The organism is Noviherbaspirillum sedimenti, assembly GCF_003590835.1.
In the GTDB taxonomy this organism is placed as follows: Bacteria; Pseudomonadota; Gammaproteobacteria; order Burkholderiales; family Burkholderiaceae_D; genus Paucimonas; species Paucimonas sedimenti.
Genome location: NZ_QYUQ01000002.1, coordinates 3,072,577 through 3,095,745, shown reverse-complemented (window position 1 = coordinate 3,095,745; position 23,169 = coordinate 3,072,577). Strand labels below are relative to the sequence as shown.

At 57.7% G+C, this 23,169-nt stretch carries 21 protein-coding genes; 6 read left to right on the top strand and 15 right to left on the bottom strand.

The features are described 5' to 3' along the window. Positions 1-11 precede the first annotated feature (11 nt). Both D3878_RS14415 and D3878_RS14410 read right to left on the bottom strand, forming a co-directional pair. A complete protein-coding gene (locus D3878_RS14415) occupies positions 12-1,052 on the bottom strand; it encodes a 2,5-dihydroxypyridine 5,6-dioxygenase NicX family protein (protein ID WP_233556341.1) in 1,041 nt (346 codons plus the stop codon). A gap of 186 nt (positions 1,053-1,238) precedes the next feature. Further along, on the bottom strand, positions 1,239-2,228 hold the full coding sequence (locus tag D3878_RS14410) for a type 2 periplasmic-binding domain-containing protein (protein WP_119786121.1): 990 nt from the start codon (positions 2,226-2,228) through the stop codon (positions 1,239-1,241). A gap of 418 nt (positions 2,229-2,646) precedes the next feature. Between D3878_RS14410 and D3878_RS14405 the strand changes: the two genes are divergently transcribed. Then, entirely contained in the window at positions 2,647-3,129 is a 483-nt protein-coding gene (locus tag D3878_RS14405) for a MarR family winged helix-turn-helix transcriptional regulator (RefSeq protein WP_119786120.1), read from the top strand. A 45-nt stretch (positions 3,130-3,174) separates the two neighbouring features. Here D3878_RS14405 and D3878_RS14400 read toward each other — a convergent pair whose 3' ends face one another. From D3878_RS14400 to D3878_RS14380, 5 genes are read right to left on the bottom strand one after another with little or no spacing between them, the layout of a single operon-like run. Beyond that, positions 3,175-3,411, bottom strand: a complete 237-nt coding sequence (locus D3878_RS14400) for a formate dehydrogenase subunit delta (RefSeq protein ID WP_119786119.1) — start codon at positions 3,409-3,411, stop codon at positions 3,175-3,177. Positions 3,412-3,416: 5 nt separating this feature from the next. Beyond that, positions 3,417-4,274 (bottom strand): formate dehydrogenase accessory sulfurtransferase FdhD, encoded by an 858-nt coding sequence (gene fdhD, locus D3878_RS14395; RefSeq protein WP_233556340.1) that lies wholly within the window; start codon positions 4,272-4,274, stop codon positions 3,417-3,419. Next, positions 4,249-7,110, bottom strand: coding sequence for a formate dehydrogenase subunit alpha (fdhF, locus tag D3878_RS14390; protein ID WP_119786117.1), 2,862 nt, complete (start codon positions 7,108-7,110; stop codon positions 4,249-4,251). Before fdhF ends, fdhD begins: the two co-directional genes overlap by 26 nt. Positions 7,111-7,119: 9 nt before the next feature. Beyond that, a complete protein-coding gene (locus D3878_RS14385) occupies positions 7,120-8,676 on the bottom strand; it encodes a formate dehydrogenase beta subunit (RefSeq protein ID WP_119786116.1) in 1,557 nt (518 codons plus the stop codon). After that, positions 8,673-9,170 carry a formate dehydrogenase subunit gamma gene (locus D3878_RS14380; protein WP_119786115.1) on the bottom strand — a complete coding sequence of 166 codons (498 nt, stop codon included), beginning with the start codon at positions 9,168-9,170 and terminating at the stop codon, positions 8,673-8,675. Before D3878_RS14380 ends, D3878_RS14385 begins: the two co-directional genes overlap by 4 nt. Positions 9,171-9,274: 104 nt before the next feature. Between D3878_RS14380 and D3878_RS14375 the strand changes: the two genes are divergently transcribed. From D3878_RS14375 to D3878_RS14360, 4 genes are all read left to right on the top strand, one after another. Further along, positions 9,275-10,339, top strand: a complete 1,065-nt coding sequence (locus D3878_RS14375) for a substrate-binding domain-containing protein (RefSeq protein WP_119786114.1) — start codon at positions 9,275-9,277, stop codon at positions 10,337-10,339. A 298-nt stretch (positions 10,340-10,637) separates the two neighbouring features. Next, positions 10,638-11,006 carry a helix-turn-helix domain-containing protein gene (locus D3878_RS14370; protein ID WP_119787911.1) on the top strand — a complete coding sequence of 123 codons (369 nt, stop codon included), beginning with the start codon at positions 10,638-10,640 and terminating at the stop codon, positions 11,004-11,006. Between the two features lie 17 nt (positions 11,007-11,023). Next, positions 11,024-12,328, top strand: coding sequence for a type II toxin-antitoxin system HipA family toxin (locus tag D3878_RS14365; RefSeq protein ID WP_119786113.1), 1,305 nt, complete (start codon positions 11,024-11,026; stop codon positions 12,326-12,328). A 16-nt stretch (positions 12,329-12,344) separates the two neighbouring features. Next, complete coding sequence (locus tag D3878_RS14360) at positions 12,345-12,650, top strand: hypothetical protein (protein WP_147383969.1); 306 nt, start codon at positions 12,345-12,347, stop codon at positions 12,648-12,650. Between the two features lie 346 nt (positions 12,651-12,996). On the opposite strand, the gene D3878_RS14355 is transcribed toward D3878_RS14360, so the two are convergent. Beyond that, positions 12,997-13,548, bottom strand: coding sequence for a glutathione peroxidase (locus tag D3878_RS14355; protein WP_119787910.1), 552 nt, complete (start codon positions 13,546-13,548; stop codon positions 12,997-12,999). A 164-nt stretch (positions 13,549-13,712) separates the two neighbouring features. Between D3878_RS14355 and D3878_RS14350 the strand changes: the two genes are divergently transcribed. After that, positions 13,713-14,837: an MGDG synthase family glycosyltransferase gene (locus D3878_RS14350; RefSeq protein ID WP_119786111.1), complete on the top strand. Its 1,125-nt coding sequence runs from the start codon at positions 13,713-13,715 to the stop codon at positions 14,835-14,837. A 197-nt stretch (positions 14,838-15,034) separates the two neighbouring features. On the opposite strand, the gene D3878_RS14345 is transcribed toward D3878_RS14350, so the two are convergent. From D3878_RS14345 to D3878_RS14315, 7 genes are all read right to left on the bottom strand, one after another. Next, positions 15,035-16,312 (bottom strand): MFS transporter, encoded by a 1,278-nt coding sequence (locus D3878_RS14345; protein WP_233556339.1) that lies wholly within the window; start codon positions 16,310-16,312, stop codon positions 15,035-15,037. Between the two features lie 133 nt (positions 16,313-16,445). Next, positions 16,446-17,810 (bottom strand): MFS transporter, encoded by a 1,365-nt coding sequence (locus tag D3878_RS14340; RefSeq protein WP_119786109.1) that lies wholly within the window; start codon positions 17,808-17,810, stop codon positions 16,446-16,448. Between the two features lie 35 nt (positions 17,811-17,845). Continuing rightward, positions 17,846-18,304, bottom strand: coding sequence for a MaoC family dehydratase (locus D3878_RS14335; RefSeq protein WP_119786108.1), 459 nt, complete (start codon positions 18,302-18,304; stop codon positions 17,846-17,848). 29 nt (positions 18,305-18,333) lie between these two features. Beyond that, entirely contained in the window at positions 18,334-19,485 is a 1,152-nt protein-coding gene (locus D3878_RS14330) for a thiolase family protein (RefSeq protein ID WP_119786107.1), read from the bottom strand. Continuing rightward, positions 19,478-19,921, bottom strand: coding sequence for a Zn-ribbon domain-containing OB-fold protein (locus tag D3878_RS14325; RefSeq protein ID WP_119786106.1), 444 nt, complete (start codon positions 19,919-19,921; stop codon positions 19,478-19,480). The genes D3878_RS14330 and D3878_RS14325 overlap by 8 nt, the downstream gene beginning before the upstream one ends. Next, complete coding sequence (locus D3878_RS14320; protein ID WP_199688167.1) at positions 19,921-21,078, bottom strand: thiolase family protein; 1,158 nt, start codon at positions 21,076-21,078, stop codon at positions 19,921-19,923. The genes D3878_RS14325 and D3878_RS14320 overlap by 1 nt, the downstream gene beginning before the upstream one ends. Further along, positions 21,075-23,054 (bottom strand): acetoacetate--CoA ligase, encoded by a 1,980-nt coding sequence (locus D3878_RS14315; RefSeq protein WP_119786104.1) that lies wholly within the window; start codon positions 23,052-23,054, stop codon positions 21,075-21,077. Before D3878_RS14315 ends, D3878_RS14320 begins: the two co-directional genes overlap by 4 nt. Positions 23,055-23,169: the final 115 nt, after the last annotated feature.

Sequence of the window (23,169 nt, the reverse complement as noted above, 5' to 3'; positions counted from 1 at the left end):
ATTAATTAGAATCAATGTTTGACGATTAACTCGGGAACGGTGAATTCACCGTCCACCAGGATTGGTTTTTCATCCAGGAACACGCTACAGTTGCGAAGCGGGATATCCATGTGGGCAGGGGTGTCGTTATCACCACCAAGTTCAGTGTTGGGGCCGGTTGCAAACATGACGTTGCCGTAGAAGGCCCGCGCCTCCTGAGACAGGCTGCGCAATGTTTGCTTCATCGTGGTCCAGTTCACGTTTTCATTGATGCCCCAGCCAATGTGGGAGATGCCATAGGCGCGCGGATCGTTGAAACCCGACAGGTAGGAGCGCATCATCTCTGCATCAACACCGCCTTCAATCGCAGTGATCATGCCCTCGCGAATGGTCACATGAATGGGGGTGTTCACGTAGCTTCGGAATGGTGCGGCGATGATGTCGCCAGCATCGATGACCACCTTGCCGTTGACGCCTGTAGGTGCGCCGGCGGTGAACAGGAAGCCACTCGGCCACATGTCCCAGCGTCCAGGCTCGTCGGTGTAACCGTACTGACTCACCACTGGGAAATGCCCCAGATCATATGTGACGTCAGTGCCTGCCTTGCTGGTGATGTGCATCTTTTTAGCAGCTTTGAGCAGGTCGTGGCTCAATTCCACACGGCGGCGTTGATCCTCGGTAGGGAACATCTGCTTCAAAAGCTCCGGTGGCTCAATGCAAGTGAGTACGCGCGCTCCGGCCTTCTGGATCTGATGTTGTTCGTCGGACCATAACAGGAATACCAGATCAATGACCAGGTCGGCTTTCTTTAGCGCTTCAATAGCGGCCTTATTGCCGACCAGCGGATTGATGCCAACCTCCGTAAGCGCCGGACCGTTCAGTACCGAAGCGGTGTTACCCAGCCGTACATTGAAGCTCTCTGCCCCCAGCTTTCGCGCGGCCGCGACAAAAGCATCGGCATAGTCCAAACGGTCATTGCCTTGTGATAAAACGATGACGGTTTCACCAGGTTTGACCTTGCACATCTCCAGTTGCTTTTTGCAAAGTTCTTGAAAATCAGACCAGTTGATCATTGGGTATCTCCTTTTTCTTACGGGATTGCATGTATGAAACTTGTCTGGACAAATAGATGGTTTTGTTGTGCCGTTACGCGGCAATTCACTGCCATCAATTACGCGCGGACTGCTGAACTGCCTGGTTTTTTTCCGGCTGAGGGCACAAGGGAAAATGGCCTATCATTGCGGCCCCAGGTGCCGCACTCAGATCTTGAAGCCTTCGTACGTGGCTGGATGAAATATTTCGTCGATACTCATCCGGCGCGCTGACAGCCCTTGGGCATGGTGCTGCCGAACGAAGGTTTCCAGCGTCGGCAGGTTCTTTGCCACGCCATAGGACCAGAAATCAAATCCCATCAAGTTCCGTGCGGCCTTTAACTGCTCTTCTACAAAAGGGAGCGTGATCTTGGTTGCCGACGTTTCACTCAAACTTTCCAACGCCACTGTCTTGGCTTCTTCGAACGCTTTGAACAGCGCCCCCGGCAGCCATGGATGTTTGGCGGCGATCTCTTTGCGGACACCTAGTACGTGCATGATTGGAAAGATTTCTGTACGCTTGAAGTAGTCTTTTGCGACCGCGGTTGGATCATCAAATAGCCAGCCCACGTTGGGGTTTTTGATCGCAGCACCGCTCGGTGCTCGCGGGGCAATGAAGCCATCGATCGCACCCTGATCCAGCAGTGAGGAGATGGTTTCTCCCTCGGGGGCATGCTCCAGTCGGACGTTAGGGGGGAGCTCCAACTTGATTTTCTCAATGCGACCAGGTTCATCGATGCCACCCAATACCCATGTCACATCTGCCGGATTGACCCCGTAATCATCCATCAAAATGGCGCGCGCCCACACCAGTGCAGTCAGTTGGTATTCAGGGATACCGATTCTCTTGCCCTTCAGATCGGCAGGTTGATGGATGCGATCCTTGCGCGCGTAGATTGCCGTATGCCTGAAGGCCCGCGACAGAAATACCGGAATACCGATGTAGGGGCTTTCACCCCGGGAATGTTTGATCAAGTAACTCGAGAACGACATTTCGGTGACGTCGAACTCTTGATTGCGAAATGCTCGAAAAAATATTTCTTCGGGCGACAACGCCATGAAAACTGGATCCACGCCATCAATCTGGGTACGGCCACTAAACAGGGGCCGCACGCGATCATAGTTTCCAACGGCTATCGACAACTGCAAATTGCTCATGAATATCTCCTGAAAATCTCACTTCTGGCGGCTATCTCGCCGCCTCATGCCCGAGTAGGGACGCTCGACTTATAACTCTGTGCTCCCGCATTCGTGGCAGCGTACTTGTCGCCATTGAGTCCTCACCGGGCTTAACCCAGGCGGACCGGACAACCGCAACCTACCGACAGAGCCAAAATTATATTTGTCTAGACAAGTACAAATCATGTCAGGTCAAATTTGTTTAGTCAAGTATTTTAAGTCGCTCTCGGTTTTCCGCGCATTTTGAGCCTTATAATTAGCCATGTAAGGGCTGTTATAAGCGGTAAATCAAGAATCAATAGTCCCTTGATACAAGAAGGATCTTTCATGAGAAAGACCTTGTAAGTCCGATTCTGGCCAAATGCTTTTGAAATTGGCCCCGTAATTACTATTAGAAATGAAATCCAAACCAGAAAAAATAACCGAGCTTCACGATTACCTCGCCTATTGGCTACATCGCCAGTCGGATTCGGTTCTGAAAAAGTTCGAACGTACACTGGCCGAATACGGCGTTACTCATGCTCAATGGTACGTCCTGATTACCATCTATCATCAGGACGCAGATACACCGCAATCCATCGCGAAGCGCATTGACATCGATATTGGTTCGGTAAGCCGCGTTATTGATCGACTAGTCGCCAAGGGTTTGCTAGTCAAGCGGCCTCACGCGGAAGACAAGCGATCGGTTTTCCTGGAATTGACGACTGACGGGGAAAAAGTTATTTCGACATTGGCCGCCATTGCTCGACAGCAGGAGGGCGAATGGCGCGCATGCCTGACGGAGACCGAGACCAAGGCCTTCGGAGCAGCGCTATACAAGCTGCTTGAGGCGCAAGGAATCCAGCCCACTGGCCGACTGTGGACAAAATTCCGAACTTAGTACGCGTCTGGCGACCCGCAAGTAACTTGATACCAGTTGCGCGATCTAACAGGTCGAAGGTTCCAAGGCGCGTCTATGTGTATGAATCGCTGACAATACAATGGCGTCAAGCCCGTCGCCGTGGTTCACATCGACGTGGTCCAGCAGAAGCTTCCGCATGCCCGGCGCCCAGAATTTTTTCAGGTGATTTGCGATTTCGCTTGAAGCTTCCTGCGCGTCCGGATAGGAGGCGAAAAAGGCACCGATCTGGTTTGCCATCTTGATCAGGTTCTGTATATCCATTTCATTTAATCCGATTCAATCGTGTTGGCGTTGGTATAGGCGACGAAATTATCTCCTCGCGCAAAGGCGACCAGGGTCAAACCACATTGCTGGGCAGTGCGCACTGCCAACGCTGTTGGTGCGGAGATGGCAACTAGTGCCGGGATCCGGACAGTAGCCGCTTTTTGTACCATTTCCACACTGGCACGGCTGGTTATCAGCGCGAATCCGAAATCCGTGTCCATGCCAGTCATCGCCATTGCGCCCGCCAGCTTGTCCAGAGCATTGTGGCGCCCGACGTCTTCGAACACTGCCAATATCCGGCCCTCGGCCGAGCACCAGGCGGCCGCATGTGTAGCGCCGGTGAGGCGCGCGATCGGCTGGTGTGCGCCAAGTCCGTGCAATGCTTGCCGGATCGCCGATGCCTGCAGCGGACGGTCCCATGCCATCGCGGGCACTGGGCGCAGCACTTGATCGAGCTGCTCGGTGCCACAGAGGCCGCAACCTGTGCGGCCGGCCAGATTGCGTCGCTTTGCCTTCATCGCCATGAATGCGCCGCTGCTGACCGTCATGGAAACCGTGATGCCGGCTGAGCTATGCCGGATCTCGATGTCATACAGTTCCCGTTTGCTTTGAAGAATGCCTTCGGTCAGCGAAAAACCGAGGGCGAATTCTTCCAGGTCGCAAGGCGTCGCCAGCATCACCGCATGGGCGATGCCGTTGTACTCCAGTGCAACCGGGACTTCTTCCGCCAAGTCGTCGTGCGATTGCCTGCGGTCGCATACCGCCAGGCGAGCGACATCGTGGCGGCTGGTTGGAGGCAGAGATTGTGGATCCGTCACCCACTTCATGGCGGCCTCAGCCAGCATCAGCGAGCGTGCCATCGGCCACGTCCAGCAAGTCGAGTTGCGTCTTGTTGAATTGCTGGTATTCTCTCTGCCATTGCGAGGGATGTGCTACCGGCATCACCTGCACCGCTGTGACCTTGTACTCGGGGCAATTTGTTGCCCAGTCCGAATTGTCGGTCGTGATGACATTGGCGCCTGATTCTGGGAAGTGGAAGGTCGTGTACACCACGCCCGGCTGCATCCGGTCCGTGACCTTGGCCCGCAATACGGTTTCTCCGGCTCGGCTCTGGATGCCGACCCAGCTGTCATCCTTGATGCCCCGTTCTTCCGCATCATGAGGATGGATTTCAAGGCGGTCTTCCGCATGCCAGCGGACATTCTCGGTGCGCCTGGTTTGCGCGCCCACATTGTATTGCGACAGGATGCGCCCGGTCGTCAGGATCAGCGGGAATCTGCGGGTCACCTTCTCGTCGGTCGCGACATATTTGGTCAACATGAACCTGCCCTTTCCGCGCACGAACTGATCGCTGTGCATGATCGGCGTGCCTTCGGGCGCATGGTCGTTGCACGGCCACTGGATGCTACCCAGGCGGTCAAGCTTTTCGTAGCTGACACCCCGGAATGTTGGCGTCAGCCGGGCGATCTCGTCCATGATCTCGGATGGATGGCTGTAATGCATGTCATAGCCGAGGCGCTTGGCAAGCTGTATGGTCACTTCCCAATCCGCATAGCCGGCACGCGGCGGCATGACCTTGCGTACGCGCGAGATGCGCCGTTCGGCATTGGTGAAAGTGCCATCCTTTTCCAGAAAGGAGGATCCCGGCAAGAGCACATGGGCGTATTTCGCGGTCTCGTTCAGGAAGATGTCCTGTACCACGATGCATTCCATCGCCGACAGCGCCGCCGCGACATGCTGGGTATTCGGATCGGACTGCACGATATCTTCGCCTTGGCAATACAGCCCCTTGAAGCTGCCGTGCAGCGCGGCGTCGAACATGTTGGGAATCCGCAGGCCCGGCTCGGACTGAATCGATACGCCCCAGGCTTCCTCGAACTGTATCCGGGTCGTGGTATCGGACACATGCCGGTAACCGGGCAGTTCATGCGGGAAGGAACCGATATCGCAAGATCCCTGGACATTGTTCTGGCCGCGCAGCGGATTGATGCCGACGCCTTCGCGGCCGACATTGCCGGTCGCCATTGCGAGATTCGCGATGCCCATCACCATGGTGGAACCTTGCGCATGTTCGGTCACGCCCAGGCCGTAGTAGATGGCGGCATTTCCCCCTGTCGCATACAGGCGCGCGGCTTCACGGACATGCGTGGCGGACACACCGGTCACGCTTTCCATGGTCTCAGGGGAATTTTCAGGCTGCGCAACGAAGTCGCGCCATTGCCCGAATGTCCTGTCCTCGCAGCGTTGCGCGATGAACGCCTCATTCAGCAAGCCTTCTGTTACGATCACATGGGCAAGCGCATTGACGATGGCGACATTGGTGCCGGGCTTTAGTTGCAGATGATAGTCGGCGCGCACGTGCGGCGACTTTATCAGGTCGATGCGTCGAGGGTCGATCACGATCAGCTTCGCTCCCTGGCGCAGGCGCTTTTTCATGCGCGAGGCGAATACCGGATGGCCATCGGTCGGATTGGCGCCAATGACCATAATCACGTCGGCGTATTCAATCGACTTGAAGGTTTGCGTGCCGGCAGATTCGCCTAGCGTCTGCTTCAGGCCGTAGCCGGTGGGGGAGTGGCATACGCGGGCGCAGGTGTCGACGTTGTTGTTACGGAATGCCGCGCGCACCAGCTTTTGCACCAGATAGCCTTCCTCGTTAGTGCAGCGCGAAGAGACGATGCCGCCGATCGAGTTTACTCCGTGCTCGTTCTGGATACGCCGAAATTTCGACGCTGCATAATCCAGCGCTTCCTCCCAGGAGACTTCGCGCCACGGGTCGGTAATTTTGTTGCGGATCATTGGCTTGGTGATGCGGTCCTTGTGGGTCGCATAGCCCCAGGCAAAGCGTCCTTTCACGCACGCATGGCCCTCATTGGCTTTGCCATCCTTGTGCGGCACCATGCGCACTACCTCGTTGCCTTTCATTTCCGCTTTCAGCGCGCAGCCGACGCCGCAATACGCGCAAGTCGTGACGACGCTGTGCTCAGGCTGTCCAAGCCAGATGATGGATGTTTCCTGGAGCGTGGCGGTGGGGCAGGCTTGAACGCAGGCGCCACACGATACGCATTCCGATTCCATGAAAGACTGGTCTTGCCCTGGTGATACGCGTGACTCGAAACCGCGACCGGAAATGGTCAGTGCGAACGTGCCCTGGATTTCCTCGCACGCGCGCACGCAGCGGCTGCAGACGATGCACTTGGACGGGTCGTAGGTAAAGTATGGATTGGATTCATCCTTCTTGCTATCGAGATGGTTAGCGCCGTCAGCGCCATAGCGCACTTCGCGCAAGCCGGTGACGCCGGCCATGTCCTGCAATTCACAATCGCCGTTGGCAGGGCAGGTTAGGCAGTCCAGAGGATGGTCGGAGATATATAACTCCATGACGCCCTTGCGCAGTGATTGCAGCTTGGGCGATTGTGTGCGTACCTTCATGCCTGCTTCCACCGGCGTCGTGCAGGAGGCCGGATAGCCACGCCGTCCTTCGATCTCGACCAGGCACAGACGGCAAGATCCGAAAGGTTCCAGGCTGTCGGTGGCGCACAGTTTGGGGATGTTGACACCGCTTTGCGCTGCGGCGCGCATCACCGAAGTGCCGGCGGCGACCGTCACCGGGATGCCGTCGATTTTCAGCGTGACCTGTTCCGTGGCTTCGCGAAGCGGCGTGCCGAAATCGTACTTGAGGATGGTTTCGTTCATTGCATTCTCCTAGGCTTCGCTTTGCCCGGATGCCGGCTGGCCAAAGTCTTCCGGGAAGTGCTTGAGTGCGGAAAGGACTGGATAGGGCGTCATGCCACCCATCGCGCAAAGCGAGCCGTGCAGCATGGTGTCGCACAGGTCGCGCAACAGGGGAATTTGCTTGTGACGCTCCTGGCCGGCAAGGATCTTGTCGATCACTTCGGTGCCGCGCGTGGAGCCAATGCGGCAGGGCGTACATTTGCCGCACGATTCGATGGCGCAAAATTCCATCGCATAACGTGCCAGTTTCGCCATGTCGGTGGAGTCGTCATGCACCACGATGCCACCGTGGCCCAGCACTGCCCACAGTCCGGCAAAAGCTTCGTAGTCGAGGGGGGTATCCCATTGCGATTCCGGCAGGTAGGCGCCAAGCGGCCCGCCGACCTGCACCGCCTTGATTGGGCGGCCGGAGGTGGTGCCGCCGCCATAGTCGTAGAGGATCTCGCGCAAGGTGACGCCGAAGGCCTTTTCGATCAGGCCCCCACGCTTGATATTGCCAGCAAGCTGGATCGGCAAGGTGCCGCGCGAGCGGCCCATCCCGTAGTCGCGATAAATCTGGGCGCCTTTGTCGAGGATAAGCGGCACGGTGGCCAGCGATAGCACGTTGTTGATCACCGTCGGTTGGCCGAACAGACCTTTGATGGCGGGTAGCGGCGGTTTGGCCCGCACGATGCCGCGCTTGCCTTCCAGGCTTTCAAGCAGCGCAGTTTCCTCGCCGCAGATATAGGCGCCGGCGGCCTTGCGCACTTCGAGATCGAAACGCTGACCGGACGCCCGCACATTCGAGCCGAGATAAGCATGGTCGTACGCAGCGCGAATTGCCTCATTCAGTGTGGCGATCGAATGCGGGTACTCGCTGCGTACGTAGATGTAACCCTGTGTTGCGCCAACGGCGAGGCCGGCGATCGTCATGCCCTCGATCAGCATGAAGGGATCGCCCTCCATCGTCAGGCGATCGGCGAACGTGCCGGAATCGCCTTCATCGGCGTTGCAGACGATATATTTTTGCATTGCCGGCGTGTCGAGTACGGTCTTCCATTTCACGCCGGTTGGAAAGGCTGCGCCGCCGCGGCCGCGCAATCCGGAGTCGGTGACCGTCTGCACGATTTCTGCGGCTCCCAGTGTCAACGCGCGCTGCAACCCGCGATAGCCACCATGCGCCAGATAGTCGTCCAGAGAGAGGGGGTCAATGACGCCGATGCGGGCGAAGGTCAGGCGCTCTTGCCGCTTCAGGTAGGCAATTTCCTCTACCAGTCCGAGTGCGCGTGCATGGTTGCCGCCGAGATGAAAGTCGGCCTCGAACAGGCTGGCGATATCGGTTTCATCGATCGGGCCATAGCCGACGCGGCCGCGTGTGGTTTCAACCTCGACCAATGGCTCCAGCCACATCAGGCCGCGCGAACCGTTGCGTATCAGTTGTACTGCGATGCCGCGCTTCGCTGCTTCTGCCGCAATTGCGTTGGCAACACTGTCGGCGCCTAGCGCCAGTGCGGTGGAATCGCGTGGAACAAAAATCTTGATTTTCACGCCGACTCCCTGGTTTTCTTTATTAATGCATCGAAGCGGGACGGCGTCACGCGCGCATGCACCTCGTCGCCGATCATGATGGCGGGCGAGGTCGCGCAGTGGCCGAGGCAATAGACTGGCTCCAGGGAGTACGTGCCATCAGCGCTGGTCTCGTGCATCCTGCAGCCCAGCCTTTGCTCGGCATGTGCGATGAGTGTTGCCACACCCAAGCTCTGGCATGCCTCCGCCCGGCAGATACGCACTACATGCCGCGCCGGCGGCGTGGTGCGGAAGTGATGGTAAAACGTAATCACGCCATGCACTTCGGCGCGTGAGAGATTGAAGGCATCCGCAATCAACGGCACCGACTCTGGCGGAATGAAACCGGTCGCATCCTGGATCGTGTGCAGGACCGGGAGCAATCCGCCCGGCTGCGCTGCGCCGGCGTCGATCAGGGCCTGGATTTTGGCCAGGGTGAGAGGCGAAGCCGCCTGGCAAGTGGTGTTCTGGTCCATTAGATATATGAAATCAAAAGCATATATGAAAGTCTTTTCTTAACATTGTTAATTACAGTAGCATAGGGAATACCGCTCTTCAATATGATACAAATTGCATATATATGAAAATAGAAATCCGCCCTGAATGGCTGCTGAAGCAGGCGAATGGCTTAGCCGTTTCGCTCCCCCTGTTACTGCGACTGCTGACCGCCATCCGCGATCTGGGCAGCATCAACCAGGCGGCGGCCAGGCTCGGCTTGTCTTATCGTCATGCATGGGGATTGCTGAAAGAATTCGACAAGCAGTTCGGCGCGGCACTCGTGCAAAAGGTGCGTGGGCGCGGCACGCAGTTGTCGCCTCTAGCGGAAAAACTGATCTGGGCGGACAAACGGATCGAGGCGCGGCTTTCGCCATTCCTCGAAAGCCTTGCCTCGGAGTTGGAGCGCGAGTTGGCAGTGCTGCTGAGTCGCGACATTTCGGCGCTGCGCATTACCGCCACACATGGCTTTGCGGTGGATGCCCTGATGAAGCAACTAGGCGCGAACGATATCAGCGTCGATCTTCAATACCGTAACAGCACGGAAGCCGTGGCTGCGCTGGCACGGGGCGAATGCGACATGGCCGGCTTTCATTTGCCCGAAGGGGAGTTCAGGCAGGCTGCCGCCGCACAGTATTTGAAATGGTTGAATCCGAAGCGCCACACGCTGATTCACCTGGCGTTCCGCAGGCAAGGATTATTCGTCGCCAAAGGCAATGCTAAAAGCATTCTCAGCCTCGCTGACCTCACGCGTGAAGGCGTGCGTTTCGTGAATCGTCAGAACGGATCTGGCACACGCATGCTGCTTGAACTGTTCCTCCAGGCGCAGGGCATCAGGACTAGCGACATCAACGGCTATGAAAGCGCCGAATTCACGCATGCCGCGGTGGCCGCCTATGTCGCAAGCGGGATGGCGGACGCCGCGTTCGGAGTGGAAACCGCAGCAAGGCGCTTCGATCTCGATTTCATTCCCGTGGCGAGGGAGCAGTATTTTTTTGCGGTCGATTCCGCTCACCTGAATGATTCGGCGCTGGCGTTAGCCGTGACGCTGATGCGGAGCGACGAGTTCAGAAAATCTATCGATGCGCTGGCAGGCTATGACGGCACGCGTTCCGGCGCTTTGGTTGATATGGCCGTCTTCGGAAATTGATTTTATAAGCATTCCTTGGACAAACTCTGTTCTGCGCAACGCGGCGGGTGTTTGTCTGCTCAGAGGGGATGTTAAGCAGGTGCTCAATGCAGGCCATCGCTGGCCGAAGACTTGCTTGCCGGCCACTACTCACTGCACGGGGTGGGCTACAGTCGTGACTGGTTGTTGCCGAAAACTCCAATGCCCTATTCATTAAATAACAGCCCTGATTGGGGCTTTTATAAAGCATTAAGGCTCTCATAGGGGTTATTATTAAAATTTTTGGATGCGTTTCGGTATTTTTACTATAATGGCTCTCATGGAAGCCATTGAGAAGCATAAAAGCCCCGAACAGAGCCGTAAGACTAGCCTTCCGGTGCCTGCCCCCGTATACCGCGCTCTCGGCAAGCTAGGGGAGGACCTCAATCGTGCGCGCCGCCGACGCAAGCTTACTCAGCAGGAAGTGGCGAAGCGCATCGGTGCCTCACTCAATACGGTGAAGCGACTTGAGAGTGGCGACCTAAAGGTTCCACTTCACTTCCTGGCGCGGATGCTGTTCTTGTTTGGCGAGTTGGACCGCCTAGGCACTTTGCTCGACAGCGGGCAGGATGAAATTGGCCTGACGTTAATGGACGACCGACTCCCCCAACGTGTGCGCCCGAGTAAAAAGCGCGAGAACGCGTTCTGATACAGAGAGGCCTCTCGATGAAGGCAAAAGCTTCGAAGCTCAATGCGCAGGAGTCAGTTGAGATACATCTCGGCTCGGCAGGCACGCTTGTAGGCAACTTGACGTATGTGCGCCAGGGCCAGCGCGAGCTGTCGCAGTTCGCTTACGCATCAACGTGGCTGGATAGCCCGGATGGCTTTGAAATTTCACCAGACCTCCCGTTTGAAGCTGGACATGCCACAAGGCGCGCGTCCTCCAAGGTCGACGCCGTTTTCCACTCTGCACTCTCGGACAGTGCTCCGGATGCCTGGGGCAGGCGTGTCATTGAGCGCGCGCATGCAAAGGCTCGCAAGGAGAATCCTAATCTTGCACCTCGCTCCGAACTCGACTACCTGTGCGCGGTCGATGACTTCAGCCGCGTTGGCGCACTGCGCCTGCATAAAAGCGGGACTTATTTGCAGACAGTCGATGCCGGCCGGCGAACAACGCCTCCCTTGTTGGAACTTGAACACATGTACTCGGCCAGCCGGGCGATTGAGAACAACAAGGAAACGGTTGACGACCTGAAGTACCTGCAAGGAAAAGGCACGTCCTTGGGAGGCATGCGACCCAAGTGCACTGTGCTCGATGAGACAGGCAAGCTGGCCATCGGTAAATTCCCAAGCGTGAACGACACCTTCAACGTCACCCGCGGCGAAGTGCTTGCGCTGGTTTTATCGCGGCGTGCAGGTATCAATACCGCTACAGCGCGCGCCATTTCTGTCAAGGGAACGGCCGTCGCGCTCATCGAGCGTTTCGACAGGGCCCCGGGCGACAAGAGAATTCCGTACCTTTCAGCTGCCTCGATGCTTCAGGCCTCACGAGAGGAGACCCGTGCGTACACCGAGATTGTCGATGTCATGCGGCAGAGATGTGCAAATCCCGACCAGGATGCCCGGGAGCTGTGGCGCCGACTGGCCTTTAATCTGCTCATCACCAACACTGACGACCACCTGCAAAATCATGGCTTCCTTTATGCGGGCGAAGGCCAATGGAAGCTGGCGCCATCGTTCGACGTCAATCCCATGCCCGGAAAGCTGCGGGAATCGAAAACGTGGCTGAGTGAGGACACCGGGCCTATTGAGTCGGTGCAGATGCTACTCGATGCGGCGCCGTACTTCTCCCTCACGACTGCCGAGGCGCATGACGTGCTGGCAGGCGTGCTGGCGGTTGTTGAGGACTGGAAAAAAGTGGCTTTAAGTGATGAGGTGGGGCTTACCGCTCCTGAGCTGACTGCATTCGAGGACGCCTTTGAGCACGAGGTGACGGAACAGGCCCGCAGGCTGCGGCACATTGGTCCATAGGCTGGGCACGCAGCTGATGGCATCCAGCCGAAGGCTTTGGGCCAACTGCTTTATTAACAGCCCTGCTCATTGTGGGGCACAGGCGGCGTACAGTGAGTACTGGCATATCGATCGCGAGGTCGCTGTCGTCAACAAGACGGACGAAACCGTGCGCATCGCATGGAACCAGCTGATCAATGGGCGCGAACGCGAGGAGCTGCTCGCGAGTGCTGCAGGCATTTCCTACGATGTCATGCAAAACCGCAAGCGCTTGCGTGACGCCGGCTGCGCTGGGACTGACCGAGGGGAAGTTTGCCTTGCCCGTAAAGCCCTTGTCGCTTGACGTCGGAACACTGGACGCCGATATTGCCGCACCGGTCGCCCAACAGAAACGATAATGACGCGAACTACCGAAGGTGGATAGCAGCACGGGCGGAGCTGGAAAGCAGCGGCACCAGTCCTACCTTGTTAGTTATTCGATTTTTGAATAACAGATGTGCGCAGAATAAATTATGAGAATAGGGTGCGACGCGATATAGTGATCACGTCTCCTCCAATCTCCTCAAAGAATTGGATTCAGCCCGCAAGCCGTAACGCTAGCGGGCTTTTTTTTGTCCGCAGATTCGCATGATGCAAGAAGATGCAAACGCAGCAAGGCGCCTGCATCTTCTCTTTGGCCCTTGGTTTTATCAGGCGGCGAGTTCGCGCTCGATCGCGGCTGCCAGCTCGGGATCCTCCGGGGTGATGTCGGGTGCAAAACGACCAACGACCTTGCCGTTACGACCGATCAGGAACTTCTCGAAATTCCACAGGATATCGGTCTCATTTTCCTGCTTGATGCCATATCCGGCCAGCTTGGCGCGGAACTCGCCACCTTCCTTTTCCTGCGCACGCGGCTGGGCCGCGATCAATCCCTGGTATAAAGGGTGTTGTCCCGGACCCTTGACGACGATTTTTTCAAACATCGGGAAAGTCACGCTAAACCTGCCGGTGCAGAATTCGCCGATTTCCGCGTTGGTGCCCGGCTCCTGGGCGCCAAATTCATTGGCCGGGAAGCCGGCGACGACGAGGCCATCGGCGTGCTTCTCGTCATAGATCTTCTGCAGCGCCGCATACTGCGGCGTCAGGCCGCACGCAGAGGCGACATTTACCGCCAGGATGACTTTGCCACGATAGGCATCGAGGGTGGTTTCTTCACCGTTGATACGGCGCAGGGGAATTTCAAGAAGCGATGGGTTCATTGTCATAGTGAGCGAGTGGGTAATCAGATGCTTGATTGTAGTCTTTTGCCAGAATTTCAGCCCATCCATTGAAATATCCCTGTCATATCCGGCCGTTAAGCTTCGGCGCAGTCTCGATAGATAAAGGCCAGTCCGGGCCTTTTTGCCTTTATTCCAGGGGAACCATGGCACAGAAAAAAATCCTGCTGTTGAGCGTTTCGGCCGGTGCCGGACACTTGCGCGCCGCCGAAGCGCTGCGCTGCCATGCAGCGGCCTTTGGCGGTGCGGCGCAGGCCACGCACCTGGATGTCATGGATTTTGTGCCCAAGACTTTCCGCAAGCTGTACACGGATTTTTATATCAAGCTGGTCAACAAGGCGCCGGCGTTGTGGGGTTACCTCTACCAGTTCACGCATGAGGCCAAGCCCAACAGTTACATTGAACGATTGCGCCGCGCCGTCGAACGTCTGAACACGGCGGCCCTGCGTCGCGAGATCGAGCGCTTCAAGCCGGATGCCATCATCTGCACGCATTTCCTGCCGGCCGAGCTGTTGGCGCGCATGATCCGCAAGGAACGCCTGGCTTGCCCGGTGTGGGTGCAGGTGACCGATTTCGATTTGCATCGCATGTGGGTGCACGAAGGCATGGCCGGTTATTTCGCCGCCAACGAGGAAGTCGCCTGGCGCATGCAGGCGTGCGGCATTGCGCCGGAACGCATTCATGTGACGGGCATCCCGATCATGCCGGCCTTCGCCGTGCCGCCGGATCGTATCGTTTGTGCGCAGGAACTCGGCGCCGATCCCGCCAAAACGACCTTCCTGTTGATGGGCGGCGGTGCCGGCCTGGGCAGCATGGATGCGGTTGCGGCTCGTCTGCTGGCGCTTGAAGGCGATTTCCAGTTAATCGTCCTGGCCGGCAAAAATGCCGCGGCGCTGGCCGCGCTGCAGTCGCTGGCGGTGCGTCATCCGGGCCGCCTGTTCCCGCAGGGATTCACCGACAAGGTCGAGCGCATGATGGCGTGCGCCGACCTGGTCATCACCAAGCCGGGTGGCCTGACCACGTCGGAGTGCCTGGCGATGGGCTTGCCGATGATCGTCAATGCGCCGATTCCCGGCCAGGAAGAGCGCAATGCCGACTTCCTGCTGGAGCAGGGCGTGGCCATGAAAGCGGTCGATGGCGTGGCGCTGGAATACCGTGTCAGGCATCTGCTGGAGCAGCCTGCCTTGCTGGCGCAGATGCGCGAGCGCGCGCGGGCGCTGGGGCGCCCGCTTGCGGGGCGCCTGGTTCTGGAGCCGGTGCTGGCAGCATGATCGCCTGCACGCTGATGGGATGCCAGTAACTACTCGGGAGCGCAATCCATCAGCAGCAAGGAATCCACTTCCAGCCGGCGCCCTCGCCATCCTGTGCGGTTGCAGGTATCCTGACAGTTGCCCGACAAACCAACCTGAACCACGAACCATGGCGCAACATATCCGCGCTGTCGACGATACCGCGGATCTTGCCGTCCTTATCGGCTACCCATGGCAATCCCGGCTGCTTCAGGCAGCCTGCGCAACAGGAGCATTGCTGCAATTCCGATAGCAGGCCCAGGCAACAGAATCAGGAAGACCCACTGCCAGCTGCTGAGCGTTGCCGCTGCGAGCGGCAACAGCCAAATCGTCACTACTGTCAGCATGAAACCGATGCCGAGCTGTATAGTCAGCGCGGTCCCTACATACATCGGGTCGCCCAGTTCGGTGACGATCGTCGAGAATTGGGCCGAGTCTGCAACAACTGAAAAACCCCACACCAGGCCGACCAGGATAAACAGCCACGCTGGTCCATCAAACACAAACCCGGCCAGCAGGGCACATCCGCCTGACAGGCCCATCATTAGGCTGGTTGTCAGCGTTCTGCCAATCCTGTCACCAAGAATCCCTCCTGCGACGCAGCCAATCGCACCGACAGCAATGACTGCGAACGTCAGATAGGACGCCATTGCCGGACTGCCGATCTGCTGGAGTTCCAGTGCCATACGGGCAAAGGTCAGGAACCATGCCCACATTGCGTATAGTTCCCACATATGGCCGAAGTAACCAATACTCGCCAGTACAATCCCCCGGTTAAAAAATACCTGCTTTACTCGTCCGGGATTGAACGGTGCGCGTGGAAATGGGTAGGGCCCTTCATTAACATACAGCACCAACAACAGTGCGCCGGCCGCGGTAGCCGCCGATGTCGCAATAATAACGATTTGCCAGTTCAATCCGCCAATGGCATTGACCAGATGCGGTGACGCCGAGCCCAAGGTAACTGCGCCGACGAGTACACCCAGGGCGACGCCTCGTCCCCTCAGGAACCAGGTGGCGATGAACTTCAGAGAGGGTGGATAGACGAGGGCAAGGAATACCCCTGTCAACATGCGCAGCCCTATGCCCGGCAATGCGGCGTCTACAAAAAGCATTCCCAGGTTGGCGATGGCGGCGCCCAGGGAGCCGCAGATCATGAGTGTCTTCGCTGGCATGACATCGGAAAGCCCGATGACGCTGGAGCCGACAGCACCGATGACAAATCCCACCTGCACACCGATCGTCAGCCACGCTGCCAACGAACTGCTCAGCTGCCATGTTTCCATTAATTGCGGAACGACGGCGGTGGCCGAGAACCACGTTGTCATCGTCAGTACGATACAGACTGCCAGGATGGACAGTACTTGCCAGCGCTTGGCTGCAGCATGTGCTGCTGCGGCAGGCCCTTCCATCTGAGCCGTCGAGAAAATCTTTAATCCTTCCGCTGAGGCATCCACATCTGATCCTTGCTTTTCAGGCTGGCCATTTCAGTGCTTGGTACCAGTGGGCGATCGGGCGCCCTGAATCCGGCAGCACTGCGTCATGGGCGGCAATCGATCAACGATTGCCGCCTCGGTTAAGGACTTATAACTACCTCGTCACTGCGCGACGGGGGCTCTTCTCTTTGGCGCCGCCGATGTGCTCCTTGAAGGTTTCACGTGCAAACAGGGTCGCAATAACGCTGATCACGCCAAGTCCGACCAGATACCACGCCACGCCGTCCGTGCTGCCTTTGTTGCTGGCGATCAGCGCCGCAGCGACCATGGGGGCAATACCGCCTGACAGCACTGCGCCGATCGCGTAGCCGATGTTTGCGCCACTCAGCCGGACCTTGGTGCCAAACAGCTCGGAATAGTAGACTGCTTGCGGCCCGTACATCGCATCATGCAAAACGTTCAAGCCGATTACGATCGCAATGGTGATCAACACGACCGATTTTGTCTGCACCAGGTAAAAGAATGGGAAGATGAACAGTACCGAGGCGATGCATCCGAACATGTAGACGGGCTTGCGGCCGATCTTATCCGACAGATAGGACCAGGCAGGAATCGTAAAGATGCCGACAATGGAAGCGATAATAATCGCATTCAAGCCGACCGAACGGGGCATGTGCAGCTCCTTCACGATGTAGCTGAGCATGAACACGCTATAGATGTAGAACACGGCGTTCTGCAACATCTTCATGCCGATCGTGACCAGCAGCGTCTTCCATTGTTCCCGCACCACTTCGATTGCGGGGTTCTTGGCGACTTCCTTTTGTTCGACCATTTCCTTGAATGCCGGCGATTCATGCAATTCCGAGCGGACAAACATGCCGATCACGATCATCACAATACTCAGCAGAAATGGAATGCGCCATCCCCAGCTATACAAGGCCTCGTCCGTCATGTTGCTTGAGACCAGAGAGAAAACCGCAGTTGACGCCAGCAAGCCAAGTGGTACGCCAACCTGCGGCATGCTGCCGAACAGGCCGCGCTTGTTTTTCGGCGCATGTTCGACCGCCATCACCACTGCGGAGCCCCACTCCCCACCGACGGCAAAACCCTGCAACAGGCGCATCAGGCACAGCAGTACGGCAGCCCACACGCCGGCAGTCTCGTACGTTGGCAGCAAGCCGATCGCGACTGTACTGCCGCCCATCATGAGCAATGACAGCATCAGGATCTTCTTCCGTCCTACGCGGTCGCCATAGTGGCCGAAGACAGCGGCGCCAACGGGCCTGGCGATGAAGCCAACGGCATAGGTGGCGAATGCTGCAATGACGCCCAATGTCGGATCGACGCTCGGAAAGAACAACTTTGGAAAAATGAGTGCGGCGCAAGTGCCGTAGATATAAAAGTCATACCATTCCACTGCAGTGCCGATCAAACTCGCCATCGCCACTTTGCGATGTTGCGGTGCTTCTGCTTTTTTTGCGTCGTCATTCGTTGGGGAAAGTGCGTAATCTGTTTGCATGATGTCTCCTCGATCTCTTTCAAAGATGCTTGGGCTTACTTGTTATTGAGCGGGACGGTGAAGGTTGTCGCAGTTCCTTTCAGGCAGACGTCGCCGTTTTGGTTTCGAATTGTCGTGGCGATCTTGCAGATGGGTTTGTCTTGTCTTACCTCCAGGATTTCCACGCGTCCGGTAATGACGTCACCCGGATAGACGGCCTTGACGAAACTCCATTCGACACCCAGGAATACGGTGCCTGGACCCGGAAGGTCTTCGGCAACCACCGCATTGAGGATGCCGGAGGTAACGCCGCCTTGCACGATCAATCCGCCAAAGACGGATGCTTCCGCGGCGGCTTTATCGAAGTGCAAAGGGTTGCGATCGCCCGACATGTCGGTGAAGAGAGCAATAAAGCGCTCCTCGATCAGCTTTGAACGCTCTGCAACATCACCTACTATCGGCATGCCGTTGGTGACACCCAGCCAGCCGTTTTTCTCGTAAAGATTCGCTGCCATTTTGGACTCCTCTTCAAAGTGAATTGTTCTTAAACCCGCTCAATCAGTACTGCAAGTGCCTGTCCGCCGCCGCCGCACAATGTTGCGATCCCGCGTCGCACCCGACGCCTTTTCATTTCCATCGCCAGCGTGAGCAGCAGGCGAAATCCCGTCCCCCCAAGGGGATGGCCAATGGCGATCGCGCCACCGTTGACGTTGACGATGTCATACGGGATGTCCAGGTCGCGGCTCGATGCAACAGCCACGCCGGCAAACGCTTCGTTGATCTCGAAAAGATCGATTTGAGATGCTTTCAGTCCCTGTTGCGACAGGAGCTTGCGCATGGCAGCTGCAGGCTTCAGATGGAGCGAATAGTCGGGGCCGGCAATGAATGACCAGTCAACAATGCGTGCAAGCGGTTGCTCCCCATGCGTACGGACCGCGGCCTCGCTCGCGACAATGCCGATGCTCGCGCCGTCGGCCATCTGGGATGCATTGCCTGCTGTGATACTCCCCCCGGCAGAGAATGCGGGCTCGAGTTTGGATAAGGCTTCCATGCTGCTGTTCGGGCGGACACCTTGATCGCGAGGCGGCTTGTCGAGCGCATCGGATACGGCGGCCATTTCTGCCGCGAGCAGATTGGCAGCCGCCGTCGCGCGCTGATGGGAGTGGTAGGCCCATTCATCCTGCATCTGCCGCGAAATGCCAAGTTCCCGGTTGCAGGCGTCCGAAAGCATCCCCATCGATTGGCCGCTGAGCGCGCATGTGAGGCCATCGATCATATAGGTGCGCCGCTCGCCTTCAGCGGTGCCGCCGGCGTCGAGAAGCGGGGCATTGGTCATCGAATCAAAGCCGCCGACGACGTAATGCGAACCTTCATTCGTGCGTATGCGACGTGTCGCGTCGCATACTGCCTCAAGGCCGGCGAGGCAGACGTTATTGAGCGTCAAGGCGGGCGTGCTGCTGTCGATCCCTCCTTTTGTGGCGGCAATGCGGGCAGGGTTCTGGCCGAGCCCGGCTTGCACCACCGATCCCAGCAGTACGCCCGACGGACGCCTGGCAAGAGGGTGTGCCACCGCGAGCTGACGGATCACGGTCGCCGCAAGGTCGGTGGCAGTGTAGGCAGCCAGTTGCCCACCGAGGCGGCCAAACGGGGTCCGCAGGCCGGCAAGCAGGTACACGTGGGCGAGGTTTTCATTCATGGCTTTCCCCTGTTGGCACGCGGTCCGGTTCAAAGCAAGGGAGGATGAGTTCGCCGACGCGCGTCATATGCAGCTTGACAGGCATCCCGACCATGACTTGATCCGGGTCGACACCGACCAGCAGGCTGAGCATGGTTGGGCCTTCCTTCAGTTCAATCAATGCAAGCGCATAGGGGGCCATGGGAGTCCATGCAGGATGTCCGGGCTTGTGAACGACAGTGAAGGTCTTGATTCGGCCTATGCCTGAGGCCTCGCGCCAGCTGAGCCTGTCGCTCCAGCAATGGGGGCAGAGGGCGCGAGGGTAAAAGACCCATTTCTCACAGCAATTACAGAACTGGAGCTGGAACCTGTTTTCCTGGACGCCAGTCCAGAATGGACGGGTGATTGCGGTAGGAATCGGTCCTGGCACCCGCAAGTCTTTCAAAAGCTCGTACATCAGGCACCTCCAAGTATTAGCGCGGTTGCTTCACTCATCGTGGCACCGTTACCGGTGACCAGCGCCAGGTTTGCGTTGGCAATTTGACGAGCGCCGGCGGTATGCCGTAGCTGGCGTACCGCTTCGACGATGTGCGTCATGCCGCCTGCCAGATCCGGTTGGCCAAATCCCAGCTGGCCGCCATGCGTATTGAGCGGCCGGTCGCCGTCGAAGCCCAACGAGTGCTCTTCAACCCACCGGCCGAATTGACCGGGGCGGCACAGGCCCGCATCCTCAAGCGTGATGGCGGTCATAACCGTATAGCAGTCATACAATGACAGCAGATGCATGTCGTCCGCTTTCACGCCGGCCTGGGAAAATGCCTGCATCATGGAGGGTTTTAGCGGACCGGTCGTGAGTGAAGGCGCCTGGCTCAAGGCCCGATGCGTGATCTTTTCCCCTGCGCCGAGAAGATGCACCGGGCGGTGCCGCAAAGTCCGTGCTCTTTGGGCGCTCGTGACCACGACCGCCTCGCCCCCTGCTACCGGCATGACGATCTCGAACAAGTGAAGAGGTGAAGTAACGAAAGGGCTGGCCAGCACATCGTCCACCGTTGCCGGTTTTCCATAGAAGATGGCATCCGGATTGTGCTGGGCGTTGTGTCTCGCCCAGGCGGCGATTTGCGCAAACTGGCGCGGCGTGCTGCCGAATTCCGCCATATGGCGCTGCATCAGCATCGCATAGGGGATATTCGCACCGGAAGCGCCGAAAGGCACGTCAAATTCCCGAATCGGGTTGCGGTTCGGCGAGCGCGGTGCTTCGGCTTCACGCGTGTTTGCCAATACGCACACGACCGCTTCGCACATCCCGGCAGCAATTGCAGCCGCTGCCCGCCACACCATGCCTGCACCGGATGCGCCGCCCAGGTCGACGACGTTCGACATTTTTGGCTGCAATCCGAGGTATTCAGCGACAGTCGCGGGAACATGCTGGGGCGTCTCGCCTACCTGCGGTCCGACAAGGAGGCCGTCGATCGCGTCCTTTTCCAGCCCCGCGTCTTCGACGGCTCGTTTGACGACTTCGGCAATCATGCCCAGTGTCGTTGCGCCATTCGTTGTCCGGGTCGGCTTCAGTTCGCCGACACCGACAATGGCAGCTTTTGCAAAGGCATTCATCATGCTGCTTCCGCAAAAAGATTGGCAAAGTCTTCCAGGCAATCCGGATTGGCGATCGACCCCAGGTTTTTGATTTCCTTGCCGGAGACAACCGAGCGAACCGCCCCCTCAACTTTCTTCCCGCTTAGCGTGTAGGGGATGCCGCGTACTGCAGTGATGTGATGGGGAACATGACGGGGGGATGCCTGTTCGCGTATTGCGGCACGCAAGGCGCCAATCCTGTCGGCGGTGAGCTCTTGTCCCTCCTTCATGACCAGGCAAAGCACAATTTCCTCGTCCCCTGGAACCGCATGGCCAAAGACGATGGAATCCTGAACCCAGGGATACGATTCCACCACGCGGTAGATTTCGGCAGTGCCGATCCGCACGCCGCCTGGTTTGAGTGTTGTGTCGGTCCGGCCGTAGATGATTACCGTGCCGTTGATCGTCTGTTCTGCGAGGTCGCCATGGGTCCAGGTGTCCTCGCGTTGGCTGAAATAGGTATCCCGATACCGCTGGTCGCCGTTTTCACCCCAGAAGGTGAGCGGCGCACTGGGAAACGGCTGTGTGCACACGAGGTCGCCCTTGACCCCGATGACCGATGCGTTTCGGTCGTCAAATACATCCACGGCCATGCCGAGGCCTTTGCAGGTAATCTCCCCGCGTCGCACGGGGTGGATGGGAGAGCCAAGAACGAAACAACCGATGATTTCCGTGCCGCCCGAGATGGACGCAAAGATCATGTCGGATTTGATCGACGAGTACACCCAGTCGTATTGTTCCGGCGAGACCGGAGCGCCGGCCGAGAGTACGCTGCGCAGGCGGCTCATGTCGTGGCGCTGGCCGACGATGTAGTTGCTTTCCATGAGTGTGGAAAGATATTTCGGGTTTATGCCGAAGTGGGTAACGCCTGCTTCCTCCGCAATTTTCCAGAGGATGCCCATATCGAGGCGATCGTCCCGCTTGACCATTGCGGCGCCGTCATAAAGCAGAATCGCGGCGCCGGCTGCCAACCCTGAGATGACCCAGTGATACATCATCCAGGCCGTGTTCGTATACCAGCTCAGTGTATCCCCCGGCTTGACGTCGCCATGCAGCACATGTTCTTTATAGTGCTGCAGCAGGGTTCCACCGGCACTGTGCACGATTCCTTTGGGGAGGCCCGTCGTCCCTGATGTGTACATGATGTATAAGGGATGGTTGAACGGGCATTGCTCGAAAGAGAGCGGCTGGGCGGGCACGTTGCAGATATCCTCCCAGCTATGGACGCTGGCATTGCTGTCGTTTTTGTAGGCAGTCGAAGGCGTCGTCAGGACCAGATGCTCGACGCCGGCCATGCCTTTAATGACGGTATTGAGACGATCGCTGACCTCGAACAGCTTGTTGTTGTATCGGTAACTCGTTGCAGCGATGACGACCTTGGGTTGAATCTGGCCGATCCGGTCGATGATGCCGGCGGCGCCGAAATCCGGCGAGCAGGAAGACCAGATCGCACCAAGTGAGGCCGTGGCCAAAAGTGCAACCAATGCATCCAGGTTATTTGGCAGGATGGCGCCAACGCGGTCGCCGCGTGTCACGCCAAGCTTGCGGAGGGCTTGCTGCGCCTGGGAGACGCGTTGCCGCAATTGTCCCATTGTCACGCGGCGGACGATGCCGTCCTCATTGGCTTCAATAATCGCCAACGCATCATCTGGGCCCTGCAGGAGGTTTTCGGCAAAGTTAAGCGATGCCTCAGGAAACCACTTCGCGCCAAGCATGGTTTTTCCGGGCTGACGTTCCAGGGCGATACTTCCCTTTTCCCCTTTCACGCCGACGAAATCCCAGAGCGCACTCCAGAATTCTTCTGGACGACCGATTGACCAGCGGTGCAGTGTCTCGTATGGCGCACCGGCAAAACCATTAAGCTTTGCAAAGCGGGTGATATTGGCGTCTGCAATCAGTTTTTCACTGGGCTGCCAAAGGATATTCCGGGATATTGGGTCGATAAAAGGGGGCAACATTTGAGGTCTCCATTCCGACTATAAATTTATTTGTACCGATCGGTCGATATGTACCGATCAGTCGGTACTTTAGATTTTGCGATTGGGTACGTCAAGTGATTTTGCTGGGTTTATT